This window comes from Nocardia sp. NPDC050697 (assembly GCF_040654395.1).
Lineage (GTDB): Bacteria > Actinomycetota > Actinomycetes > Mycobacteriales > Mycobacteriaceae > Nocardia.
The window spans coordinates 50,640-69,498 of record NZ_JBFAHY010000010.1; the positions used below are offsets into that span (position 1 = coordinate 50,640).

Below are 18,859 nucleotides of genomic sequence, written 5' to 3' on the forward strand. Positions count from 1 at the left end.
CTAGAGAGCCTTTCCTATAGCGATCCAGTGCACGGTCAAGGGACCGCCGGTGTACGACTGCTTGGCCTTCAGGCCGGTTGTGGACGGCGCTTCGTAGAGCTGGGCGTACTGGTTACCGGGGTCTTGCACCGAGACGGTTGCGACTGGTGGAGAGGCGAACGGCCGAGGGAACGTCACATTTGTGCCGCCATTGGTCGCAGCGAAGGTGCCGCCGGAGATCTGAATACCGCCGATGATCAGGTTGAACGGCGTAGTCAAGGCGTTGCGGTTGTTGATCGACATCGAAGCCGAAGGGCGGAGGTCGAAGACACTGGAGATGGCGCTGGCCCCGCTCACTGCCATGCCGATCCATACCGAATTGGCTGGCAGAGATGGCGCGGAAACCCCGTTATTCACCGAGGAGCTGCCAACTGTGCCGGTGCTGTCCACGTAGAAGTAGGTATCCCTGTTGGCAGTGACCGACCCGTTAGCGGCACTCACAGAGATACGCTTGCCGTTCACATATTCCACACCGGCAGCGACAGACCAGTTCAAGGTGCCACCGGTAAAGGACAGAGTAAGACCGCTGGGAATGAAGCTGCCCAGCGCTTCGCTAGTGCGGGTCTCAGGGTTGAGCGCTGCGGCAAACATCGCAGCCACCGAGATTGCACCGTCACCGATTGGAAGGCGAGAGGTAATCGGACTTCGAGTATCAGTGATATTACCGGTTAAGATCTGGATCGCCCCTGCGGCGACCTGCACTGTGGCTAACTTGATCCACGCAATGCTTGAGCCGAGGTTGCTTTGAATCGAGCTGTCGGATACGGCTGCTGGCGTGCCGGACGGCGTACCCGTGTACTTCTTGAATTTGAACGAGCCCGGAGAGTTGGCTGCTGATAACGTCGTTGTTTCAGGGTCGACGTAAGCAATGATAGTATCAATCCGAGGATTGGTCGGATTGGCCGCATCGAGCGGCACATTGGTGACCGCATCCGTCCATGACTGGTAGCCGTACGAGTTATTGGGTCGGTTAAGGATCGCGCTACCGACAGCGATGTCCACGGACATGTCCGCGCCGCCGCCTTTCTGCGAGACCTTCAGCGCATTCGCATCTACCGAAGTAGCTACGCCGGAGTTGAATAACTGAGCGAGCAGCTTGAAGTGACCTTCTACATCTGTCTCACTGTTATCCAGTACGCCGGTAAAACTCGTCATATTTAGTTAGTTGCCTTCTTACTCCTCAATATAACAGCCGATATATCATTTGTCACCGCCTGTTTCTGAAGATAGCCGAACTGCTTCTCGGTTACATCGAGCACAACCTCATCAGCAACAGCGTCATTCGTAGGCAGCACGCTAACGGTGACGCCGTGTGGCGCTTCCACCGGTATCTGCTGCCCTTGCTCAGTGATGATTATCTTTCGTTCCATATCCCTCCTAAAGCGGTTTCAAGGCCGGGCGGGGTATTAATGCCTGACCTTGGATGTAATAGTTGTGCGAGACAGAGTCGGTGTTCTTGATCTTCATGATCACCAGTCGCTGACCGCTCTCCTCCGACAGCTCCGAGCCCGCGGAGTCGAACCACCACTCGCGGTCCATGCTGCGCTGCCCGGAGGTCAGGGACGCCCCGAGCGGGTGCGTGTGGGCGGCATCCAGCGCATCAACGAACACGCTCATCAGGAAGTCGAGGTCGGTGCGCCGGTTGATCGCGTCCTTGCCGTCGTAGGTGAAGGGCAGGGAGTCGTCCATGTAGAGCGCTGAGAAGTACTGAGTCGTCCCCGCCGGGATGGCGTATGGCCCAAGAGTGAACACCGGGAAGATGGCCCAGTTCATCGAGCCGTTGCCGATGCTCTGGGGGTGCGCCCGGAACTCGTTGAAGTCCCGCTTCAGCTGGTGGAGCTCGCGCACCAATGCGCTGACTATGTCTTCCTCAGCCCTGTTCACCGGATTCATACTTCGCTCACCTCCAGTCTGACCGTCTCGTTGTCCTCCTCGTCCAGGTCGATCGTGATCCGCTCAATCCGGTAGGTGCCGTTGATGTGCGACAGGGAGGGATACTTGTTCACCTTGACCGTCACCCGATCGCCGATGCCGTAGTCGGTGACTGTCGGTGCAACGTTGCCGTTGACCGTGAAGGCCGGAATGTCCATCGGGGTGCTCTTGGCGGCGAGGCGAGCCTCCGCAGCGTCAGTGAGACCGTTGTCGCTGTTGTCCGTGGCGTTGGTCTGCAAGACATCCTGCCGAAGTTGCCGATCAGACTGAGAGACCAAATCGTCGGCGAAGTACTGAATTTGGGTACCGTCATTGCTACCTGCGCCCTGGCCGATCACCTCGTTGGTGAGGTCGGTTGCGTCATCCGGCGCTTCGAAGCCGATGATATTGCCGGGGTACTCGAAGACGATGTCAGGCCGGTTAGAGCCGATGTGCTCGTAGGTTTTGAAGACCTTCTCCGGGGTTACCTCGATGTCGATCGGCTCGGTTTGAAGCTCGGTCATGTTGATCAGCGCATCCAAGATGTTCGACCGGCTGTAGGTCTTGTCGTAGAGCGTGGTCGAGCCACCCGCAGTTCCGCGGCTGATGCCGAAGTCTCCGTTGGTCAATTGCTGGCTGGCGTCGATCAGGTACCAGGCGAGATCCTTCCGACTCTTCGCGGTGCCGTAGTCGCTGGTGTGAATCTCCAGCACGGTCCCGGAGGGAGTCTCGCCGGTGTGCCGCTTGGCAAACAGAGCAAGGTAGCCGTCTACCCGGCATTCAATCGAGGAGTTCTGCGACCGGAGGATCGACTTCTTGTAGCTGAGCTGCCCACCCGCGATGTACTTCTCTCTTCGCCGTACGCGGATCTCCGAGCTGAAGGTCGTGAGCAGCAAGCGGGAGTCGATACGTGATGTACGGCAATACTCCTCGTACTTGTCGAGGTCGAGAGTAAAGGTGATGCGATCGGGTCGGTTGCGGCTCAGCACGACGCTCCGATTGGCCGTGAAGGCAGAGGTGTCCGCCAGGAGGGTGCCGTGCTTGTCGTAGACCTCGAAGGTGTATTTCCTCTTCATGACTAGACCCCCGTATAGGGCGGATTAAAGCTGAGCGAGGCATAGCCTCCGTCCGAGGCGCTGGCCGTGTCGAGCGCGATGCTGTTAATTCCGGGTTCAAGACCCCACCAATCTGAGCTGTTGGTCTTGGCCGCGATAAGGGAGAGCGAGTCGTCCAGCAAGATGCTCGGCTCTGCCATGTCGATGACTACCTCGCTGCCGCTCGGCACGGTGTAGTCGAGCTCCAACCGCTCCCCTGTTGTGCGGTTGGTGAGGATCGGATGAGTCAGGTTGCCGGTGAGCGTGATGATTGGCATGGCCGTGGCGTTGCCGACGTTGTTCAAGTCGACGACCCCTCCGGTGGATGCCATCGAGATGTAGGGCACTGCCATCGGCACCGCGTAGCCGCCGCCGGTTGGCCGGCTGATGTTGCCCGAGACGACAGGCGTCGCGCCGAAGATGAACGGGCTGGGGGCGGTGCCTACCAACATGAAGTCGCCGTCAACGGGGTTCTGCCAGTCCATGATTGGCTTTCCGAAGTGGACGTCGACGTAGAAGCTGGCACCGGCCATCGTGGTGAACGAAACCCGCACCGGTACCGGGTAGCCGTTGCTGTCGCGCTGGATGGCCACAGCGGCAATGAGAGCGCGCCGGTTGGCCTCGAACTCCTCGAATGAGGTGCCGAGCACCTTGCCCACCAGCTTCAGCGTGCGGCCGTCGTAGAGTTGATTCGAGACGATCATGCCGTCAGCGCCGGGCCGGGAGAACGCCGTCGTCCTGATGTCCGGGCCGTCCAGCCCTTCGACTGGAGTCTGAAGGATGTAGCCCGAGGACGCGACGCCGTTGCTCATGAAGGGCAGCGTGCCGATAGCGAAGTCCTTCACCGCGCAGCTCCGCGCAGCATGAAGCCCAGCTCGGCCATGCCCTGCATGTAGTCGACCTTGCTGTTGATGATCTGGGTGACGTTGATCTGCGCAGGCTGGCTGGCGCCGAGCACTTGCCGCGTTTGGGCGGCCGGAGTAACCCGCGAACCGCGGGGCAGGTTGACCAGCTCCGGCCCCTCCTCACCGACGATCGTCAGGCCGCCCGGTGCGTAGTTGGTGCCACGGGCATGGCCGGGGAGCTTGATACCCATCTTGTCTAGGGTGAGCGGCGAGCTGGAGCCATTGGCTGTACCGGCTTTGATGGTCTGCTGCCGGTTGACGACATCCTGCATGGTGTTCGCGAGATTCCGGAACCCACCAGCGGATTCATTGGCGGCGTCACGCATCTCAGCTGCCGCCTTCTTAACCTGATCCTTCCGGGCCACTACCTCTTCCTGCTTTCGCTTCACCTCATCCGTCTTTTCGGCCACGCGCTGCGTCGCATCACCGAGGGCTTGCTGCGCCTGCTTGAGGTCGTACGACGCCTGGCGTGCCTCTAGTGACTTTGGGCCGAAGTCGCGAACCGCTCGCTCAAGATTCCGCTGCGCTTGCTCCACGCGGATGCTCGCGCCCTCCTGATCGAGGAGCGCTCCCTTCAAGGCGTCCTGAGCTGCTTTCGCTTCCCGCATCGAGTTGTTCAGCGCATCCTGCGCGGACTTGTGGCGTTCGATAGCCGCCTTAGTATTGTTGCTCGCCATAGCGAACGGTCCCTGCAACGCTGCCAGCATCGTGAACGCACCGATAAGAGCAGACGCAGCGAGCACAATTGGATTGATGTTCAACAGGGCGAGGGCGACCGCCATGCCGCGGCTCGCGATAGCTGCCACGTCCAGCGCTACAGCGAAAGCGTAGACGCCCATGACGAGCTGTCCGAACTTGAGCGCGGCGAGTGCGGCTCCGACTCCGAGGAGCGTGGCCGTTAACGGCCGGGCCGTGCTGGAGAGGAACGTCAGGGCGTCTACGAGCAGTCCAATGCCAATAACGAGCGTCCCGCCGATCACCGTCGCCAGCGGCTTGATGACAGATTCATTGAGTATGGTCAGCGTAGGGATCACCTGCTGCTTGACCGCTGCGGCGAGACGGCCGAGGCCCGGCGCAAGGTAGCTGCCGACTTCTCGACTGATGCGTCCCGCCGTGCTGAGAACTCCGTCCAGGGTCGGCCCAAGCTCATTAGCGAACACGCTGCCAACCCGGTTAAGGGTGGGCAGCAACTTGAGCCCGATTCTCAACGAGACAGTCTCAAGAGTGTTTCCGACGGATTGGATGATGCCGTTCCATCCCTGCGAATAGGAGGCCGCTAACTTCTGAGCTGCACCGGCTTTCGTTACTGCGGTCGTCATCTCATCGTACTTCTTGACGCCGCCGCCAATAACGATGCTCGCGGCACGAATAGCATCGGAGCCGAATACCGTATGAAGGAGATCGTTCTTCTGAGCGTCCGTCTTGTTCTTGAGTCCTTGGGTGAACTGGAGGATCAGATCGCGGGTGGTCTTCATTTTTCCGCCCGTGTCGTAGACGGAGACTCCTAATTCGTTCAACGCGGCGCGAGCGACATCGGTAGGGGCGGAGAGAACGCTCATCATCGTCTTCAAGCTCGTACCGGCGTCCGAGCCCTTGATTCCGGCGTTGGCCATGAGCGCGATCTGGGCGGTCAGGTCTTCGACGGGCCGCTTCGTCTGCGCAGCGACTGCCGCTGACTGTTGGAGCGCCATGCCCATGTCCGAGACGTCAGCGCTCGATGCGTTGGCGGCGGCGGCCAAAAGGTCGGCCACTCGCGAGGCTTCGCTTCCGCTCAAGTTGAAGGCCAACAAGGCATTCGCGGTGATCGTGGCCGCATCTGCCGTCTGCAACTGGCCGGCCTTCGCAAGCGCCAGGACGCCCTTCGAGGCGGCCATCGTCTCGTTGACCGATAAGCCCGCCTTGGCGAGCTCCGTCATGGCATCGGCAGCTGTCTTGGCGCTGACACCAGGAAGGGTGATGTCGTTGCCTAGCTCCTGAGCCTTCTTCCCAACGCGCTCCATCTCGGTGGCAGTGGCACCAGAGATCCCTTGGAAGACATTCATGCCCTGCTCGAAGTCTCCGGCGGCGGTGATGATCTGAGCGCCAGCGCTAAGAATCCTCGCACCTAGCTGAGGCAGATAAACACCAAGGGCTACATCCCTGATTCGGGTAAGAGAGTCTCCGAACTTGCCAGCCGACTCGGTGGTGGTGTCTATGGCGCCGTTGACTTTGCGCAGAATGGCAGAAGCCTGGTCTACGGCTTTGATGGTTAGGGTGAGATCGCTGGCACTAACTTGGGGCATACATCTGTTACTCGACAGGCATCATCGCCTGCTCTATGTTTATATATTCAAGGTCTGCGCAGATTACGTCAATAGGAGTATCCAACATACTCTGATATGACTGCCCCATCAGGCGACGCCATAAGTGCCCTCTGAACCTATCCGGCAGTGAGCCCTCGTACTCTTTTCCAGCTCGCAGAGCGGAGTAGTACTTAATCAGGATTTTTTTTCATCGAGCGACACCGCCTGGGCCGCATTTTCGAGCGCCTGCTCAATCCGTGCGCGCAAGATGGCAGACAGGAACTGTAGGTCACGAAGGTCCATCTTCGCGACGTTTTCAGGAGTGATAGGAACGGCCATGCCGTTAGCGTCTGTGTAGTCCCACCTGGTCATGTGGTGCGCCAAAAGATAGAAGGTGCCGCCACCCTCTGACATCTCTTTAGCGGCAAAGACGTTGTCACCGGTAACGCGCAGGTTCAGAGTAGCCTTGGATGGCTCTTCGGCCGTATGAGTTGGTAGCTCAAACTCTTTCAGTTCTTGTTCAGATAGTTTCGGCATACACCCCCTAAGCTACGTTATTTATGACCTTCACATCGAGCATCTGGCCGTCGGCCTGGCTGTACTTGCCGATATACTCAAGCTCGTAGTACTCGGTCTCTTGATCTTTGATAAGCGGCTTCGCTCCAGCCACGAGAATCATTTCGTTGAAGGTGATGCGGCATTCGTAGCCGGAGTCGCTGAATAGGCGAATGACGAGAGCTTTCTTAGTCATCGCCTTGAAGTTGCGTACCTCATCCGGATTATAGAAGAACTTCTTCGCCTTGAAGGTGTAGTCCACTGTCTTGCCGCGGACCAGCCTGGACGGATCGAACGAGCCGCTTGACTGCGCGCCGTTGTCGTCATCGAACGGATGGCTGATCGTGAACTCGGTGCCTTCTTCCATCGGTGTGTGCGTCGCGTTGAGTGCGGTCGCAGCGTCGGCAGCGATACGGAACTCGGTTCGGCCCCACATGAATTCAGTGAGCAGGTTGAGCACTGGGTTCGTTACCGGTCGCAGGATCAGCATGTCGTTGGCTAGAACGCCGGTCGGTGTGGTCGTAAAGGTGACGGTGGTGTCGGTCAGAGATTGAATGACCAGGTTTTGACGGGCGCCCGCGGCGTCAGCAACGATCGCCACGAGGTCTCCCACAACCAAGCCCTCAGTAGGGCGCGGGTAACCAAGCGGGGTCTTCAGCGTGACGGTGGCGGTGCTGATACTGGCTATTTCAGCGCCAAGGAAGGACTTGAGAGCCGCGACCTTGAGCTTCCAGCGGAGCCGCTTGTCCGACCAATCAGGCGAGATCTCGCTGGCTTGGACGCCCATGTACCGGAACACCTGGTTGCCGCTGGAGATGTCGACGGTATAGCTGCGCGGCTTGGCGAAGCTGGCCGTGAACGGGCGGGTGTACGGACCGGAGCCAGTCTTGCTACCACCGGTCAGCAGCATGTTGAAGAAGTGCTCAGTCGTGTTGGGCTCGGCCATGACGGTGAGTTCGCCCGGATGCGATCGAGTGCCGGGAGTGACCGTGAGTCGAGCGGCCTTGTTCCCGAAGATAGCCGTATCGGTGGACGGGTTCATATTTGACGTGAGGTTTTCGCCGTAGAGAGGTACGAACGTGTCCGGGATAACCGGCACGCCTTCGTTAACCTCCGGCTTAAGCGCTAAGTAGCCATTATTACTGCTAAGCTCGCCTTGCTGCATCACCCTCTTCCTCTTCTAGTTGATTGTCGCTCTCTTTTGACCGCTTATTCTTCACGGGAGTAAGTCCGGGAGCTTCGATGATGTGATCAGATTTGATCTGCTCCCCTACCTTGACGAGGCCCACTCCAACTACGATCAGATCGCTATCGGTACCGTTCTCGTATAGATACTTGCTCATTACTTCTAATATCTGCTACTTGCGATATTGCGTCAAGTGTTTCTTTGCGGGTTCGCCACTAAGTGAGTAACCGAGATAGTCAGATGCCCCTCTTCCGTGATGGTGTCTTCCGGGCGAAGGTCTACGCCCAGCTCGAAGGTCATGTCGTCGTTGATGCCCTGGCCGTTCACCTCGAAGCGGTGGATGAGGGCGTGCTTGAGCGTGTTGGGCAGGTAGCGCCCGGTCTCGGGATCGCGGTCCTCGACGATGTCGCGGATCTTCTTCTCGGTGGTGTCGACCAGCTCGTGTTGCCCGGTCCAGTCGTCCTGCTTGTTCATAACCACCTTGACCCGCAGCGTCTCGGTGACCCGCTGGAACCCGGTTGGGCCAGCGGTGGATTGATCACGCAGCTTCTCCACCACCAGGCACGGCAGGTTGGAGTTGGCGATCAAGCCGGGATCGCCCTCGTAGAAGGCGGCGAACGGCCCCTTCGAGTAGGACTCGCGAAGGAAGTCATAGAGCGCGGTGGCGGGCTGCTTGAAGCTCATCCTCGGCTCCTAGCGGCGATCCGGCGAGCGAGCCCCTGAGCGATTATCCGCACCACGTCGTCGTGGAACTGGTTCGTCAACTTGAGCATCACGCGGCGCGGGATCTTGCGACGCTCTGCGCTTGACTGGTGGTAGCCGAAGTAGGGGGCGTGGTTGCCGAAGGTCACGCTCATGGAGGTCGTCCTGTAGAAGAACGACCGCTGCATGACGCCGCTGCGGACGAGCGGTGGCCGGCCAGGGTAAGCCCGAGCCTTCCAACGCGCGTAGGCCGGGCTGAGCCTTGCCCAGCGTTCGCCGACGACGCCGCCGCGCGAGGCGAACACCTGGCCGCTGAAGAACGGCTTGCCAGCCCTCCCGATGTCCTGCATCGCGCCACGTAGGTCATGAAGATCGCCGCCGATCAACGCGAGCATCTGGACGATCGGCTTCGCCCCATCTACCTCCAGGTCCAACGTCATCTTGTTCGCCATCAGAACCTCTGCCCCATCGTGAATGCCCGCGGCGCATCGGAGTCGGGATACGAGGAGACGCCACTTCCGGCGGTGAGCGAGTTACCTTCGCCATCGGTCAGCGTTTCACCCCCGTCACGCAGCGAGTCGAGCTGTGCGCGTGCATCTTTGAGCTTCTTGGCGGCAGTCTTCGAGTACTCGCCGAACTCGTGCTCCATCAGGAGGCCAGCTGCCAACTGAACCGTCAGCTCATGGATGAAGTCAGGCACCGGTTTGAACGGCACGGTGTACCGGCTGCCGAGGGCGGTGTTGATCGCCGCCTCGGCCTGGCGCCGCTTCTGGTCTACGGTCACGTCGCTGAGGTTGTGCGCGTTAAGCAGACCGGCATCTCTGCGGATCTCGGTGAGACTGGCGTAGTGCCCGAAGTCGTCACCGCGGACCGGCACAGCAGCGGCCAGCTCGGTCTCCTCGGTGGTGGCCTCGTTGTAGTAGGTGGCCTTGTACCAGTAGTTTGCGTCGCCCGAGCTGTCGGTGAAGTACGTCGACTGCTGATCTGGGTCGATAGAGCGCGTGTTCAAGGCGGTGAAAGCGATGTCCGCCGGAACGCTGCCATCAACGTTCGGTGCCCGGTAGATCCGGATGCGGTCTCCAAGTACCGACGTCACGGGCTCTGAGAGCCCGTGAGACAAGCCGAGCGGCTCAACCAAGCTGATACCCGTCTCGCTGTCTACGGACTGCACCACGGCCTTCTCGCAGCCGTCACGGCTCAACACGCCGAGGTAGATGATGTCGCCCGCGGTGAAACCTTCGGTGCTCACCAGGACGACCTGATCATCCCCGGCGTTGGCACCCGCCTTGAGCGAGCCCTGCTCGTGGAGGTTCACCCGGCTGAAGGATTCGATATTCAGTGTCGTGCTCATAATCTGCCTCTATACGCTCCTAAGTATCGACGTTTTTGAATTCGTCGTCAATATCGAGCCGCGCATCCCAGCTCGCCCGAGCAGTAGCAGCAAGCTAGCGTTAGAGCCAAATGCCGACGTTGCGAATGACATCGCACCAAGCATCAGACAACGAACCAGTTAGAGCCGTCGGATATGAACGACAGGCTGCCATAGTTGGCGTTGATAGTTTTTGTGGCGACTCCATCTATCGTCTGGGAGTTCATCGTGGCGACCGTGATATTGTTCGTCGCCGCAGAGCCGCGATAGTCCTTGATCGTGACGCGGCGCTGCGGAGGCACCTTAGTGGCATCCGGTAGCGTGGCAGTGACCGGGCTAGTGTTGTTGTAGAGGATTACGCTCTCGGTTCTGCCTACAGTTGTAGTCCCGGTTCGGACTACCGTTTCGCTAACGCCTAGATTGTTAGAGACGATCACTTTGCCCGTCGATGAACCAATGAAGAGCGGGTTTGTATCTTTATTGCCGGTGAGATCGTTTCCTAGCACGGTGATATCAGCAATAGAGGCCGATGCCGAGATGTTGATCCCGAACCTCTGCGTCTTCACTGCCTGGTCGTCGTAGCAGCGATTATTTGCGATTACTACGTTTGCGATAGCACCACCATTCGTAGGGATCTGAATTAAGATGCCGTCATGGTCGGTCGTCGAGCCAAGAGCGGGGTTGCTGTTATTCAGCACGTGACAGCCTGTGATGGATATGTCCGTCACAGGGTTGGTGGACTTTGTGCTGTCGAGAATGATTCCCTGATTGCGGTTCCCCTCCGACCTGCACCCGCTGATAATAATCCCCTTGGCATCACGCACCCTGATGCCGTGGTTTGAGTTGGCGAAACTGATGCAGCCCATAAGGGTGATGTTCTTGAGGCGATTGCCAGCGGTAAAGAAGTCGACAATATAGAAGCCATCCCCACTATTCTGACCCGAGGTACCGTTGTGCGAGCTGATACAGTTGTTGAGCAGGACACGCTTAGGGTTGGTGGTGGAGCCTGCATCATCACTGTTGATGAAAAAGCCATGCTCGTAGTTCTTGTAGGCGATGCAGTTGGATGCGATGACCTGACTAACCCCAGTAACATTGAATCCAGCGATACCACATTCGTACGCAATGCAGTTGACGAACTGGTTATTAAGTGAATCCTTGTTGCTGTTCAAGTTCTCCAGCAAGAAACCATTATTGCCGATGTTTTTAGCGATGCAGTTGGAGACTATCCAGCTCTCGTTATCGTAGCGCCCCGAGCCGATGCCAAATCCATTGCAGCCGATTAGGCGTTGGTTAGTGCCCGCAAGGCCCGCCTTGCCGCACTTCTCGACAAGACAGCGATCAAAAATCGTGTCGACCAAGAAGTCCGTACCCAAGCCTGTCCCAGGTGAGCCGTAGAGCCAAACCCCGTGTACGAAGAACCGCAGGACGCAGGTAATGAAGATGCACTTGACGTCGATCGGGTCCGCAGACACCACCGTGACCGCGTCCATATCAATCTTAAGGTCGCAGATCTCGACGTCGTGAGTCGGGTTGAGCGTCGTTCCATCTCGGTTATCCAGAGCGGTGAAGTCGCTTCCAGCGCCCTTGATAATAGTGGACGTCATGCCGTCGCCCTGGAGCTTCGTATTGTTGAGCGGCTTCACCGGGGCACTAATCGTGTAGGTGCCCGCCTTCAGCCGCACGACACCACCGGTAGGTTGCGCCGCCGCCGCTACGAGTGCCTGGTTGATCTGTACCTCATCGGCGGTTCCGTCTGTGTAATAGTCCGCCTTGAAGCCTGAGTTCGCGGGAGCGACGACAAATGTTGCAGGGCTGTAGACATTGGACCTACCGAATGACCCGAGGGTTTTGTCGCCCCGAAAATACTGCTCCGCAGTGCCCGCAGGGATCGCTGGCTCTTTGGTAGCAAGCGCTGCAACCGCATTCATTACAGTCTGCTCGATATCCTCGAAAGTCTTGGCAGTGATCGAGCCATACACCTTCCACCCCACGCGGATTGCCTTCGCCTCCGATCCCTCCTGCGCCCGGTCGAAGGTCAGCTCGTCGCCATCAACCGCGGTGAGGTAGCCGATCTCGGCGTTGGCGTCGGTAGGCAGCACGTTCGGCGGGCAGATCGTCACCGGCATCCGCTCGTCGAAGAGCGTGCCCTCATCTGTCTGCAAGGTGAGCGTTTGACCACTCGTGGCCGGCTCCGGTGCGGAGGCAACGGTTGCTACGGCGAGATTGCGGTGGTTATCAAATTCCATCTACTTCTAATTAAGCACAACCCGATGAATCTGCCTAGATATACGAAAGGACACCCGCTCGGGTGTCCTGCGTGCTGTGGTGGATGTGAGCGCTACTTGTTCGCCTGGTTGCCGTTCTGGACGGGCGGAGTCTTAGCAGCTTCCTTGGCCGCGTTCGTGATCTCTTTGGCTTCCACCTCGGCAGCCTTGACCTTGTCCTTCGCTTCAGCTTCCGCGTCACGGACAATAGCACTGGCTTTCTGCTTGGCCTGGGCGACGATAGCCTTCGCTTCTTCTTTAGCCTCAGCGAGTAGCGCGTCTGTCTTGACGTCGCCAGCCGAGGCGGCGGCCTCGGTCGCCGGGACTACTTCAAGGTATTCGTCCGCCTTGATCGCCTTCAGCTGCTCTGGAGTCAGCTCTCCTTCATACCCGCCGTCAGCGAGCACCTCGATGCCTGATCGGAAGCGGGAACGGGCATTGATCCCTTCAGGGAAGGCTTTCACTATGTTCACTCGATAAGTCGTCATACTAGGCCCTCCTATGACGCAACAGCGCCGACGATTAGTTGGTGATTGCCGTAGCCGAACGCATGCCGGGCGCGAGTACCCCAAGTGAAGATATCCTTGTCGAACGCACGGTCACTATTGAGGTCGGTCTTAGACACCAGGGTGATAGCTGTACGGATCTGAACAACAAAAGGCAGCAGCCCTTCGTTGAGATCGGCGAGCGCCCAGTGCTTATCTGTGATCCCGAGGTCAGGCAGAACAACGACTTCGTACCGCTTGTAGTACGGGTTATCCACTGCTGCGCCCCCGCTCACGATAGTGCGGGCATTCACGAAGTTCAGTGCGGCAGCCTTGAGCGCAGGACCAACGATGAGGTGAGTACCGCTGTAGCCGAGGTAGTCGCCGCGGTCGTCTTTCTGGCCAGCCAGCTTAAGCTCCATCGCGTCGACGTTCGCGCCGGTGATGTCTTTGCTCGTGCCCTCGTAGTTGCTACCGAGGCTGTGCCCGGCATCGAAGAAGTTGCTGCCGTCGAAAATGGCGGTGCTAAATCCAGCGAGGAATGCAGCGGTGACGCCCTTGGTGTACGCCTTCGCGGCTTTTGTTGCCAGAGTATTCACTGCCTGCATGATCTGGCCAGTGTTGTCGTCCTCGATGATATCGCGATCGACGTCCAGCGTTGACTCGTACTTCTTGTTGGTGATCGAGTAGCTGTAGCCAGAAAGTGTGCCGGGGACACGCTCAGACTTGAATTCACGGAGGCCAGGTACGGCACCTAACCAGGCATAGTTCTCACTCGCATGCTGACTGTTGACGGGTTGCGCGATCTGCTTCCAGAGATCGGCGGTTGGAGTGTCCTTGAAGCGATTCTGCCAGGCGACGTTGATAGTGTTGTCGAGCCCTTGCAGAATATCGTTTGATATAACGGTCATTATTCAGTTTTCCTTCCTGTACCGACCTTAAATTTTAATCCTTACGCTGGTTGCGGAGTTGAACCCAATAACACGACCAACGAGAACATCGTTAGTAGTAGTCGCAGCTAGCGCGACCGTGTGATTGTCGACGATGTAGACGTTCTGACCGACCCATGTCTGATCAGCGCCGCTACAGTCGAAGTCAAATACTCCCTCGCGCCAGACGCGGATATAAGATTTCTTAGTGGAGTCGACGGTTTCCATCGCAACGCCTAGGAGAATCTCACCCGAGGTATCGCTACCCTTCTTAGCAAGACCGGAGCTGTTAGCGCTGACAAGCGTGCCCGCATAGAGAATAACGCTCGCTGCAAGCTTCACGTCGATAAGTATGCCCTCTTGTCGAGCATCATCACGTTTGGTGGTTATATCTGCCATAAAATCCTTTCCTAGTTTCCGGCCTTCGCCTTTTTATGCGCTTCAATATCTTCAGCCTTCAGGCCAAACGCCTCGGCGTATTGCTTCTCGGCTTCAGTTAGCGAGAAGTCTTCTTTAGCATCCGCTCCACTTCCACGAGCGCCGGCAAGCAAACTATTGCCGTTCAACGACTCCAGGAATTTCCCTATGCGAGTACGCTGCGCTTCGCTCGAAGCCATCAGGATCTCGACCGCTTCGACAGCCATGTCCGACTTGATAGCGCCGCGGTCGACGTGAGTCTTAACCGATGCAGCCAGTTGAGTTCGGAGTAGTTCCGTCTTGGCTGCAACACCAGCCGCAGCGCCAGCCTTCAGTTGTTCGAGCTCTTCTTGAGTGATAGTGACTGTCCCCTTGATGCCAGCGGAGGCTTCCAAATTCTTCTTGGCCTCTGCTTCCTCGGCCGCTTTCCTCGCAGCTTCGTCAGCGGCAGCTTTCGCCTCGGCCTCCTCGCGAGATTTTTTCTGCTCTTCAGTCTCGGCATCCTCAAGGCCAAACGCTTTGCGCTCTTCCTCGGTCAGATCCGCTTTATGATCACTGAGAAACTTCCTTTCTTCCTCGGTCAGATCTTTCACTTGCTTAGCGCGTATTGCCGCCAAATCCATAGACTCTTCTCCTTTATGGTTATCACCTCGACCTGTCCGGGCAGACGCCAACACAGGCTTCAGTTTCTTAAATAGTGGATCGTTCGTGAGCGTGCCGCCCGTCAGGACGTTTGTCCTAATGTCGTCACGATCTTCGGGGTTGATATACGGCATAGTTCGCGGGTTGAACTCGAACGACACATACCTGTACTCGTCCCGTTCAATCTTCTCTTCGCCCAACTTCGTCCAGGCGATATCCGCTATGAGGGAATCCTCAACACGCTTGAGACCCGTGATGCGGTAGGCGGCAGGCGAGTTCCCTCCGAGATGATCGAGCGTCCCCGCTAACGGCTCGATCCCCTGCACTCGATGCACACCAGCGTTGAAGTTGTCGACGGCTTCATCCAAGTCTTGCAAGGTCAAATCGAAGTCGCCATGCCTCGGAGTCTTCCAGCTACCCGCTCGAGCCACCTCCATAGTCTTCGGCAATTCATTGCCGTTCATCGCTATCTTTTGATAGGTGACTATAGATTTATTGGCAAGCGCTTCACTCATCTAATCTTCAATATCTTGCAGCCCTCGGTAAAAGTCAATAGTTATAGATCACGCTGCACCTGCATCGCGGATGCGCTGAGGGAAACTTGATTCCGTTGCTGAAGGTGTCGTCTCTATCCACCGTCTGGCCGTGGAGCGGCGCGCACACGGCACAGGCACCAGAGATGGTGTCCCAGGTCTTCGTCTTCGCTTGAGTCTCCGTGGCGAAGTTGTAGATTCCCTGCTGGTACGCATTCACGCTCTCGGTCTGCGCGATCATCTCGGCTCGTACGGGATTGTTGATCACTGCCTGCACCCGAGTGATCGCCAGGTCCGACGACTCCCCCAGGTCGATCGACTGCCCAATGGCGGTGCGGATCATGTCACGTGACGTTTCGGTGACGCCCGCTACCAGCCGGGCGACTTGCGTCCGAGCGGCTTCCAGAACCGATTGCGACAGGGGTGTGAACCCGAGATTGATGCCGTACTTGAGCTCGGCCGCGTTGCCTCCGAGGGCGATCAGCGAGGTGATGGCGTCGATCACGGCTCGCTCGAAGTCGAGCCGCTCATCGGCCCAGGCCGCGGCGTCCTTGTTGAACAGCGGGCTCCCGGCAGCGACGAGCGCTCCGTAGTGGGTCCAGTCAACGTAGGCCGGCGCCCGGAGGGAGAAGTCTCTCAGGTAGTCGGCGACGTCAAGCTCTAGCCGAGCCTCCAGCCGGAGCAGCCGCTTGAAGGTCTCCTTATCCCGGCGGTACTCATCGTGCCAGTCCTCGCTCGCCCGGATGCCTTCGGTGAGGGCCCTGTGGGCACTACGCAGCTTGGTCCTTGAGTCCAGTTGTGCCATACAGTTTCTCGTTGAGTGCCGACTTCAGCTCGCGTGCGGCCTTCAGCGCGGCGCCTGCCTTCACATCGGCTACGGCGACCGCCGTTGGGTCGGCCTTGCTGCTCGCCGCGCCGTCGCCGGAGGACGGGTCATCCTCTGGCGCAATGCCTTTCGTGTAGTCGATCTCGTCAAGCTCCTCCTGCGACAGCTCAGGCCAGCCGATCATCTTGCGAGTGGTCTTCTCATCCTCGCCGCGGGGGTGGATAACCCCTGCGGTCACAAACTTGGACACCGCATCGCTGAGGATCGTGATGTCTTCGTCGCTGATGTTTGACACTCGGAGCTTTGGATAATTCTTCACATTGGTGAAGTTCAGATCGACAAGGGTCTTGATGACCGAGTTCTGGATCACGTATACGATCGACTTTGCGATATTCTTGATCTTCTTCTCCAGGATGCGCCCCTGATCCTGGCCGACATTGCGAGTTCCGGAGCTGCCAGCGGCTCCGATTTCCAGGAACTGTGCTAGGACGTTCTTCATGATCTGACGGTCATGATGGTTGATGGACGGCTCAACGCTGCGGTGCGTGTTGGCCTTCATATCGAGGAATTGAAGGACGTACTCTTCGGGGTGCTCAATGTAGGACTCGGGATCGGCACGCACGTTGCGAGCCGCCTTCCTGATAGCCGCTCGATCTTTCTCCGTTGCGTTCTTAGGTACAGTCACATCGAGGACGCCGACCGCCTGCTTCTGATTGGCTAGCATGTCGTACCGGTAGAGCAGATCCTTCATGAACCAGTGCTTATACGCGGGACGGAGCAGCGACTTGCCGACGTAGTTGTCACCGCGCTGCCGGTACGTAAAGCGGACCAGCTTCTCGGCCGGTATCTCGTATGACTTGCCGTCGCCGGTGGTCTGGCTGATGCCTGGAGTCACCATGTCATTCATCGCCCATCGGGTGATGGTGGTTTGCTTCCGATACTCCAGGCCCACCAGCGCGACGCGACGGACGCCGAGCACATCGCGTGGCTCGAAGATCATCTCGTGAACGTCATGCCCGTACTCAAGGTAGGTGAGCGCTTCGTCCATAAATTGGTCCCAGCCTACGATCTCGAATAAGCACTCCCGCGCGAACTCCGCAATCTCCTCATCGCGCTTATCCTCCGAGGCGGGATCAATTTCGTAATCGGCTCCTTTCAGGGGCTCTTTAATCACGTCGAGAGCGGCGTTAACGGTGGCATCGTTCGACATCTCGTCCCACACTCGTATAGCCTGATTGTCTCGCAATTTCGGGTTGTAATCTTCGCCGATAATCACACCACTAGAGATGGTGGTTCCAGTTGCGCCGCGCCTTTTAGTGAGATCGACCTTCTTAGCCATTTATCTTCAATATAAGTTAAAACACTTCGTCTAGCAATCCGTCATTCAGATCTTCGTCGCTCTCATCTGTCTCGTACACCACCGACTGAAGGTCGAGGTTGAAGAAGCAGAGGATCAGCGCATCGGCAAGGTCGGGCGATCGGTTGCCCCGCTTTTTGTAGTCGTCCTTGCTCTCGACGCCGCGGCGACCCTTTGAATCCATCTTCCAGAGGCGGCCGGAGAGCTCCATCAGAAGGTCGGTATCAATCCGGTTCTCCGGGCTGAGCTGGATCTGCGGCAGTATCGTCGCCAGGTAGAACCAAGCCTCGCTGATCACGTTCGGGTACTTGTCTGGGTCGTTGGCCTTGGCGCCGAAGTTGATCGGCATGACCCGGTAGCCGCGGGCGATCATCTCGTCCGTCACTCCCCCGCCCACGCCGGTGTCGTCGACCTTGATCAGGACGTTCTTGTCGTAGCCGGCGAACTCCTCCAGGCGGTCGCAGACCTCCGTGGTGCGCAGCTTCGAGTAGACGCGCTTCTCAAGCACGCGCAGCCCCTTGCGCTTGTAAAAGACGATCCGGTCGTCGCCGAAGCGAGCAATGTCAGCTCCGATCTCCTCCGCGCCCTCGTCGTCCACCTGGCGCTGCATGGCAGCCATGATGCCCTCGCGCCCCAGGATGGCGTTGTCGAGCTGCGAGAGCGGCTGTCCGAGCCACTTGTGGGTATAGACGGCCGGGTTGTTGATCCGGTCGAACTCGATCTCCGTCTTGATCTCCGCAGGCAGCCAGCCGTATTTCTCGGCCACGTCGTAGTTCGCGTTGATGTGCAGGGTGTTTGGCATCTGGTTGACCACCAGGCGCTCGTAGATCGGGTCCAGCTCCAGCAGCCGGTTCATCGTCCAGATGATCTGCGAGCCGGGCTTGCGGATGGTCGGCGTGATGATGTCGATGGACTCGCGGGTGAAGGTCTGGCTCTCCTCGCCCCAGAAGATGTCAACGCCCTCAATGGATTTGATCGACTGCGTGTTGTGCCGGACGCCCTTGAAGATGAAGTCCGAGCCGTTCTGCGGGTTGGAGATGCTGTCCCTGGTGACCACGAACATGTCCAGGCCGTAGTACTCGATGAGGTCGGCGAGCAGCTGGTGGACGGATTCGGAGATGGAGTTTTGGAACTCGCGCCCACAGAGGATGCGGGTCTTCTCGGTGAGGGCTCGGATCAGGCAGATGCGGCCGATGGTGTGGGACTTCAGCGAGTAGCGACCACCCTCAACGATTGCCTCGCGCCAATCCCGGTCGAGCAGCCGAGCGTACTCACTCGGTATCAGGATCTCGGGGGGCTTTATATCAGCCATGACGTTGGGCTCCGGCACCGATTTGTACCAGGCCGGGATTTTGACATC

Annotated in this window: 20 protein-coding genes; all 20 read right to left on the bottom strand. The window is 58.3% G+C overall.

Annotation, left to right across the window (positions count from 1 at the left end; translation table 11 throughout):
* The gene (locus AB0H71_RS28835) at nucleotides 1-1,194 is read right to left on the bottom strand and encodes a hypothetical protein (protein WP_357027053.1); all 1,194 of its coding nucleotides are present in this window, start codon (nucleotides 1,192-1,194) and stop codon (nucleotides 1-3) included.
* 2 nt (nucleotides 1,195-1,196) lie between these two features.
* Nucleotides 1,197-1,409 (bottom strand): hypothetical protein, encoded by a 213-nt coding sequence (locus AB0H71_RS28840; protein ID WP_357027055.1) that lies wholly within the window; start codon nucleotides 1,407-1,409, stop codon nucleotides 1,197-1,199.
* A 7-nt stretch (nucleotides 1,410-1,416) separates the two neighbouring features.
* A complete protein-coding gene (locus AB0H71_RS28845; RefSeq protein ID WP_357027057.1) occupies nucleotides 1,417-1,932 on the bottom strand; it encodes a hypothetical protein in 516 nt (171 codons plus the stop codon).
* On the bottom strand, nucleotides 1,929-3,026 hold the full coding sequence (locus AB0H71_RS28850; protein ID WP_357027059.1) for a hypothetical protein: 1,098 nt from the start codon (nucleotides 3,024-3,026) through the stop codon (nucleotides 1,929-1,931). The genes AB0H71_RS28845 and AB0H71_RS28850 overlap by 4 nt, the downstream gene beginning before the upstream one ends.
* Before the next feature lie 2 nt (nucleotides 3,027-3,028).
* On the bottom strand, nucleotides 3,029-3,889 hold the full coding sequence (locus tag AB0H71_RS28855; RefSeq protein ID WP_357027061.1) for a hypothetical protein: 861 nt from the start codon (nucleotides 3,887-3,889) through the stop codon (nucleotides 3,029-3,031).
* On the bottom strand, nucleotides 3,886-6,231 hold the full coding sequence (locus AB0H71_RS28860) for a phage tail tape measure protein (RefSeq protein WP_357027063.1): 2,346 nt from the start codon (nucleotides 6,229-6,231) through the stop codon (nucleotides 3,886-3,888). The genes AB0H71_RS28855 and AB0H71_RS28860 overlap by 4 nt, the downstream gene beginning before the upstream one ends.
* 195 nt (nucleotides 6,232-6,426) lie before the next feature.
* Nucleotides 6,427-6,768, bottom strand: coding sequence for a hypothetical protein (locus AB0H71_RS28865; RefSeq protein ID WP_357027065.1), 342 nt, complete (start codon nucleotides 6,766-6,768; stop codon nucleotides 6,427-6,429).
* 7 nt (nucleotides 6,769-6,775) lie between these two features.
* Nucleotides 6,776-7,951, bottom strand: coding sequence for a hypothetical protein (locus AB0H71_RS28870; RefSeq protein WP_357027067.1), 1,176 nt, complete (start codon nucleotides 7,949-7,951; stop codon nucleotides 6,776-6,778).
* Nucleotides 7,932-8,129 (bottom strand): hypothetical protein, encoded by a 198-nt coding sequence (locus AB0H71_RS28875; protein WP_357027069.1) that lies wholly within the window; start codon nucleotides 8,127-8,129, stop codon nucleotides 7,932-7,934. The genes AB0H71_RS28870 and AB0H71_RS28875 overlap by 20 nt, the downstream gene beginning before the upstream one ends.
* Nucleotides 8,130-8,161: 32 nt before the next feature.
* Nucleotides 8,162-8,656 carry a hypothetical protein gene (locus AB0H71_RS28880; protein ID WP_357027071.1) on the bottom strand — a complete coding sequence of 165 codons (495 nt, stop codon included), beginning with the start codon at nucleotides 8,654-8,656 and terminating at the stop codon, nucleotides 8,162-8,164.
* Nucleotides 8,653-9,126 (bottom strand): hypothetical protein, encoded by a 474-nt coding sequence (locus AB0H71_RS28885; protein ID WP_357027073.1) that lies wholly within the window; start codon nucleotides 9,124-9,126, stop codon nucleotides 8,653-8,655. Before AB0H71_RS28885 ends, AB0H71_RS28880 begins: the two co-directional genes overlap by 4 nt.
* Nucleotides 9,126-10,025: a phage protein Gp36 family protein gene (locus tag AB0H71_RS28890; protein WP_357027075.1), complete on the bottom strand. Its 900-nt coding sequence runs from the start codon at nucleotides 10,023-10,025 to the stop codon at nucleotides 9,126-9,128. The genes AB0H71_RS28885 and AB0H71_RS28890 overlap by 1 nt, the downstream gene beginning before the upstream one ends.
* A gap of 143 nt (nucleotides 10,026-10,168) precedes the next feature.
* Entirely contained in the window at nucleotides 10,169-12,292 is a 2,124-nt protein-coding gene (locus AB0H71_RS28895) for a glycosyl hydrolase family 28-related protein (protein ID WP_357027077.1), read from the bottom strand.
* Between the two features lie 92 nt (nucleotides 12,293-12,384).
* Nucleotides 12,385-12,798 carry a hypothetical protein gene (locus tag AB0H71_RS28900; RefSeq protein WP_357027079.1) on the bottom strand — a complete coding sequence of 138 codons (414 nt, stop codon included), beginning with the start codon at nucleotides 12,796-12,798 and terminating at the stop codon, nucleotides 12,385-12,387.
* An 11-nt stretch (nucleotides 12,799-12,809) separates the two neighbouring features.
* On the bottom strand, nucleotides 12,810-13,706 hold the full coding sequence (locus AB0H71_RS28905; protein WP_357027081.1) for a Mu-like prophage major head subunit gpT family protein: 897 nt from the start codon (nucleotides 13,704-13,706) through the stop codon (nucleotides 12,810-12,812).
* Between the two features lie 27 nt (nucleotides 13,707-13,733).
* The gene (locus tag AB0H71_RS28910; RefSeq protein WP_357027083.1) at nucleotides 13,734-14,123 is read right to left on the bottom strand and encodes a capsid cement protein; all 390 of its coding nucleotides are present in this window, start codon (nucleotides 14,121-14,123) and stop codon (nucleotides 13,734-13,736) included.
* An 11-nt stretch (nucleotides 14,124-14,134) separates the two neighbouring features.
* Nucleotides 14,135-15,298 carry a phage protease gene (locus AB0H71_RS28915; protein ID WP_357027085.1) on the bottom strand — a complete coding sequence of 388 codons (1,164 nt, stop codon included), beginning with the start codon at nucleotides 15,296-15,298 and terminating at the stop codon, nucleotides 14,135-14,137.
* A gap of 34 nt (nucleotides 15,299-15,332) precedes the next feature.
* Nucleotides 15,333-16,121 (bottom strand): phage minor head protein, encoded by a 789-nt coding sequence (locus AB0H71_RS28920; RefSeq protein ID WP_357027087.1) that lies wholly within the window; start codon nucleotides 16,119-16,121, stop codon nucleotides 15,333-15,335.
* Nucleotides 16,087-17,481: a DUF935 family protein gene (locus AB0H71_RS28925; RefSeq protein ID WP_357027089.1), complete on the bottom strand. Its 1,395-nt coding sequence runs from the start codon at nucleotides 17,479-17,481 to the stop codon at nucleotides 16,087-16,089. The genes AB0H71_RS28920 and AB0H71_RS28925 overlap by 35 nt, the downstream gene beginning before the upstream one ends.
* Before the next feature lie 16 nt (nucleotides 17,482-17,497).
* Nucleotides 17,498-18,811: a PBSX family phage terminase large subunit gene (locus AB0H71_RS28930; RefSeq protein ID WP_357027091.1), complete on the bottom strand. Its 1,314-nt coding sequence runs from the start codon at nucleotides 18,809-18,811 to the stop codon at nucleotides 17,498-17,500.
* Nucleotides 18,812-18,859 lie beyond the last annotated feature (48 nt).

What these genes read in the sequence shown, in the direction of transcription:
- AB0H71_RS28845 (WP_357027057.1), bottom strand. Translation starts at nt 1,932, where the DNA reads ATGAATCCGGTGAACAGGGCTGAGGAAGACATAGTCAGCGCATTGGTG.
- AB0H71_RS28850 (WP_357027059.1), bottom strand. Translation starts at nt 3,026, where the DNA reads ATGAAGAGGAAATACACCTTCGAGGTCTACGACAAGCACGGCACCCTC.
- AB0H71_RS28910 (WP_357027083.1), bottom strand. Translation starts at nt 14,123, where the DNA reads ATGGCAGATATAACCACCAAACGTGATGATGCTCGACAAGAGGGCATA.
- AB0H71_RS28835 (WP_357027053.1), bottom strand. Translation starts at nt 1,194, where the DNA reads ATGACGAGTTTTACCGGCGTACTGGATAACAGTGAGACAGATGTAGAA.
- AB0H71_RS28890 (WP_357027075.1), bottom strand. Translation starts at nt 10,025, where the DNA reads ATGAGCACGACACTGAATATCGAATCCTTCAGCCGGGTGAACCTCCAC.
- AB0H71_RS28870 (WP_357027067.1), bottom strand. Translation starts at nt 7,951, where the DNA reads ATGCAGCAAGGCGAGCTTAGCAGTAATAATGGCTACTTAGCGCTTAAG.
- AB0H71_RS28895 (WP_357027077.1), bottom strand. Translation starts at nt 12,292, where the DNA reads ATGGAATTTGATAACCACCGCAATCTCGCCGTAGCAACCGTTGCCTCC.
- AB0H71_RS28885 (WP_357027073.1), bottom strand. Translation starts at nt 9,126, where the DNA reads ATGGCGAACAAGATGACGTTGGACCTGGAGGTAGATGGGGCGAAGCCG.
- AB0H71_RS28840 (WP_357027055.1), bottom strand. Translation starts at nt 1,409, where the DNA reads ATGGAACGAAAGATAATCATCACTGAGCAAGGGCAGCAGATACCGGTG.
- AB0H71_RS28905 (WP_357027081.1), bottom strand. Translation starts at nt 13,706, where the DNA reads ATGACCGTTATATCAAACGATATTCTGCAAGGGCTCGACAACACTATC.
- AB0H71_RS28865 (WP_357027065.1), bottom strand. Translation starts at nt 6,768, where the DNA reads ATGCCGAAACTATCTGAACAAGAACTGAAAGAGTTTGAGCTACCAACT.
- AB0H71_RS28920 (WP_357027087.1), bottom strand. Translation starts at nt 16,121, where the DNA reads ATGGCACAACTGGACTCAAGGACCAAGCTGCGTAGTGCCCACAGGGCC.
- AB0H71_RS28880 (WP_357027071.1), bottom strand. Translation starts at nt 8,656, where the DNA reads ATGAGCTTCAAGCAGCCCGCCACCGCGCTCTATGACTTCCTTCGCGAG.
- AB0H71_RS28900 (WP_357027079.1), bottom strand. Translation starts at nt 12,798, where the DNA reads ATGACGACTTATCGAGTGAACATAGTGAAAGCCTTCCCTGAAGGGATC.
- AB0H71_RS28860 (WP_357027063.1), bottom strand. Translation starts at nt 6,231, where the DNA reads ATGCCCCAAGTTAGTGCCAGCGATCTCACCCTAACCATCAAAGCCGTA.
- AB0H71_RS28925 (WP_357027089.1), bottom strand. Translation starts at nt 17,481, where the DNA reads ATGGCTAAGAAGGTCGATCTCACTAAAAGGCGCGGCGCAACTGGAACC.
- AB0H71_RS28930 (WP_357027091.1), bottom strand. Translation starts at nt 18,811, where the DNA reads ATGGCTGATATAAAGCCCCCCGAGATCCTGATACCGAGTGAGTACGCT.
- AB0H71_RS28915 (WP_357027085.1), bottom strand. Translation starts at nt 15,298, where the DNA reads ATGAGTGAAGCGCTTGCCAATAAATCTATAGTCACCTATCAAAAGATA.
- AB0H71_RS28875 (WP_357027069.1), bottom strand. Translation starts at nt 8,129, where the DNA reads ATGAGCAAGTATCTATACGAGAACGGTACCGATAGCGATCTGATCGTA.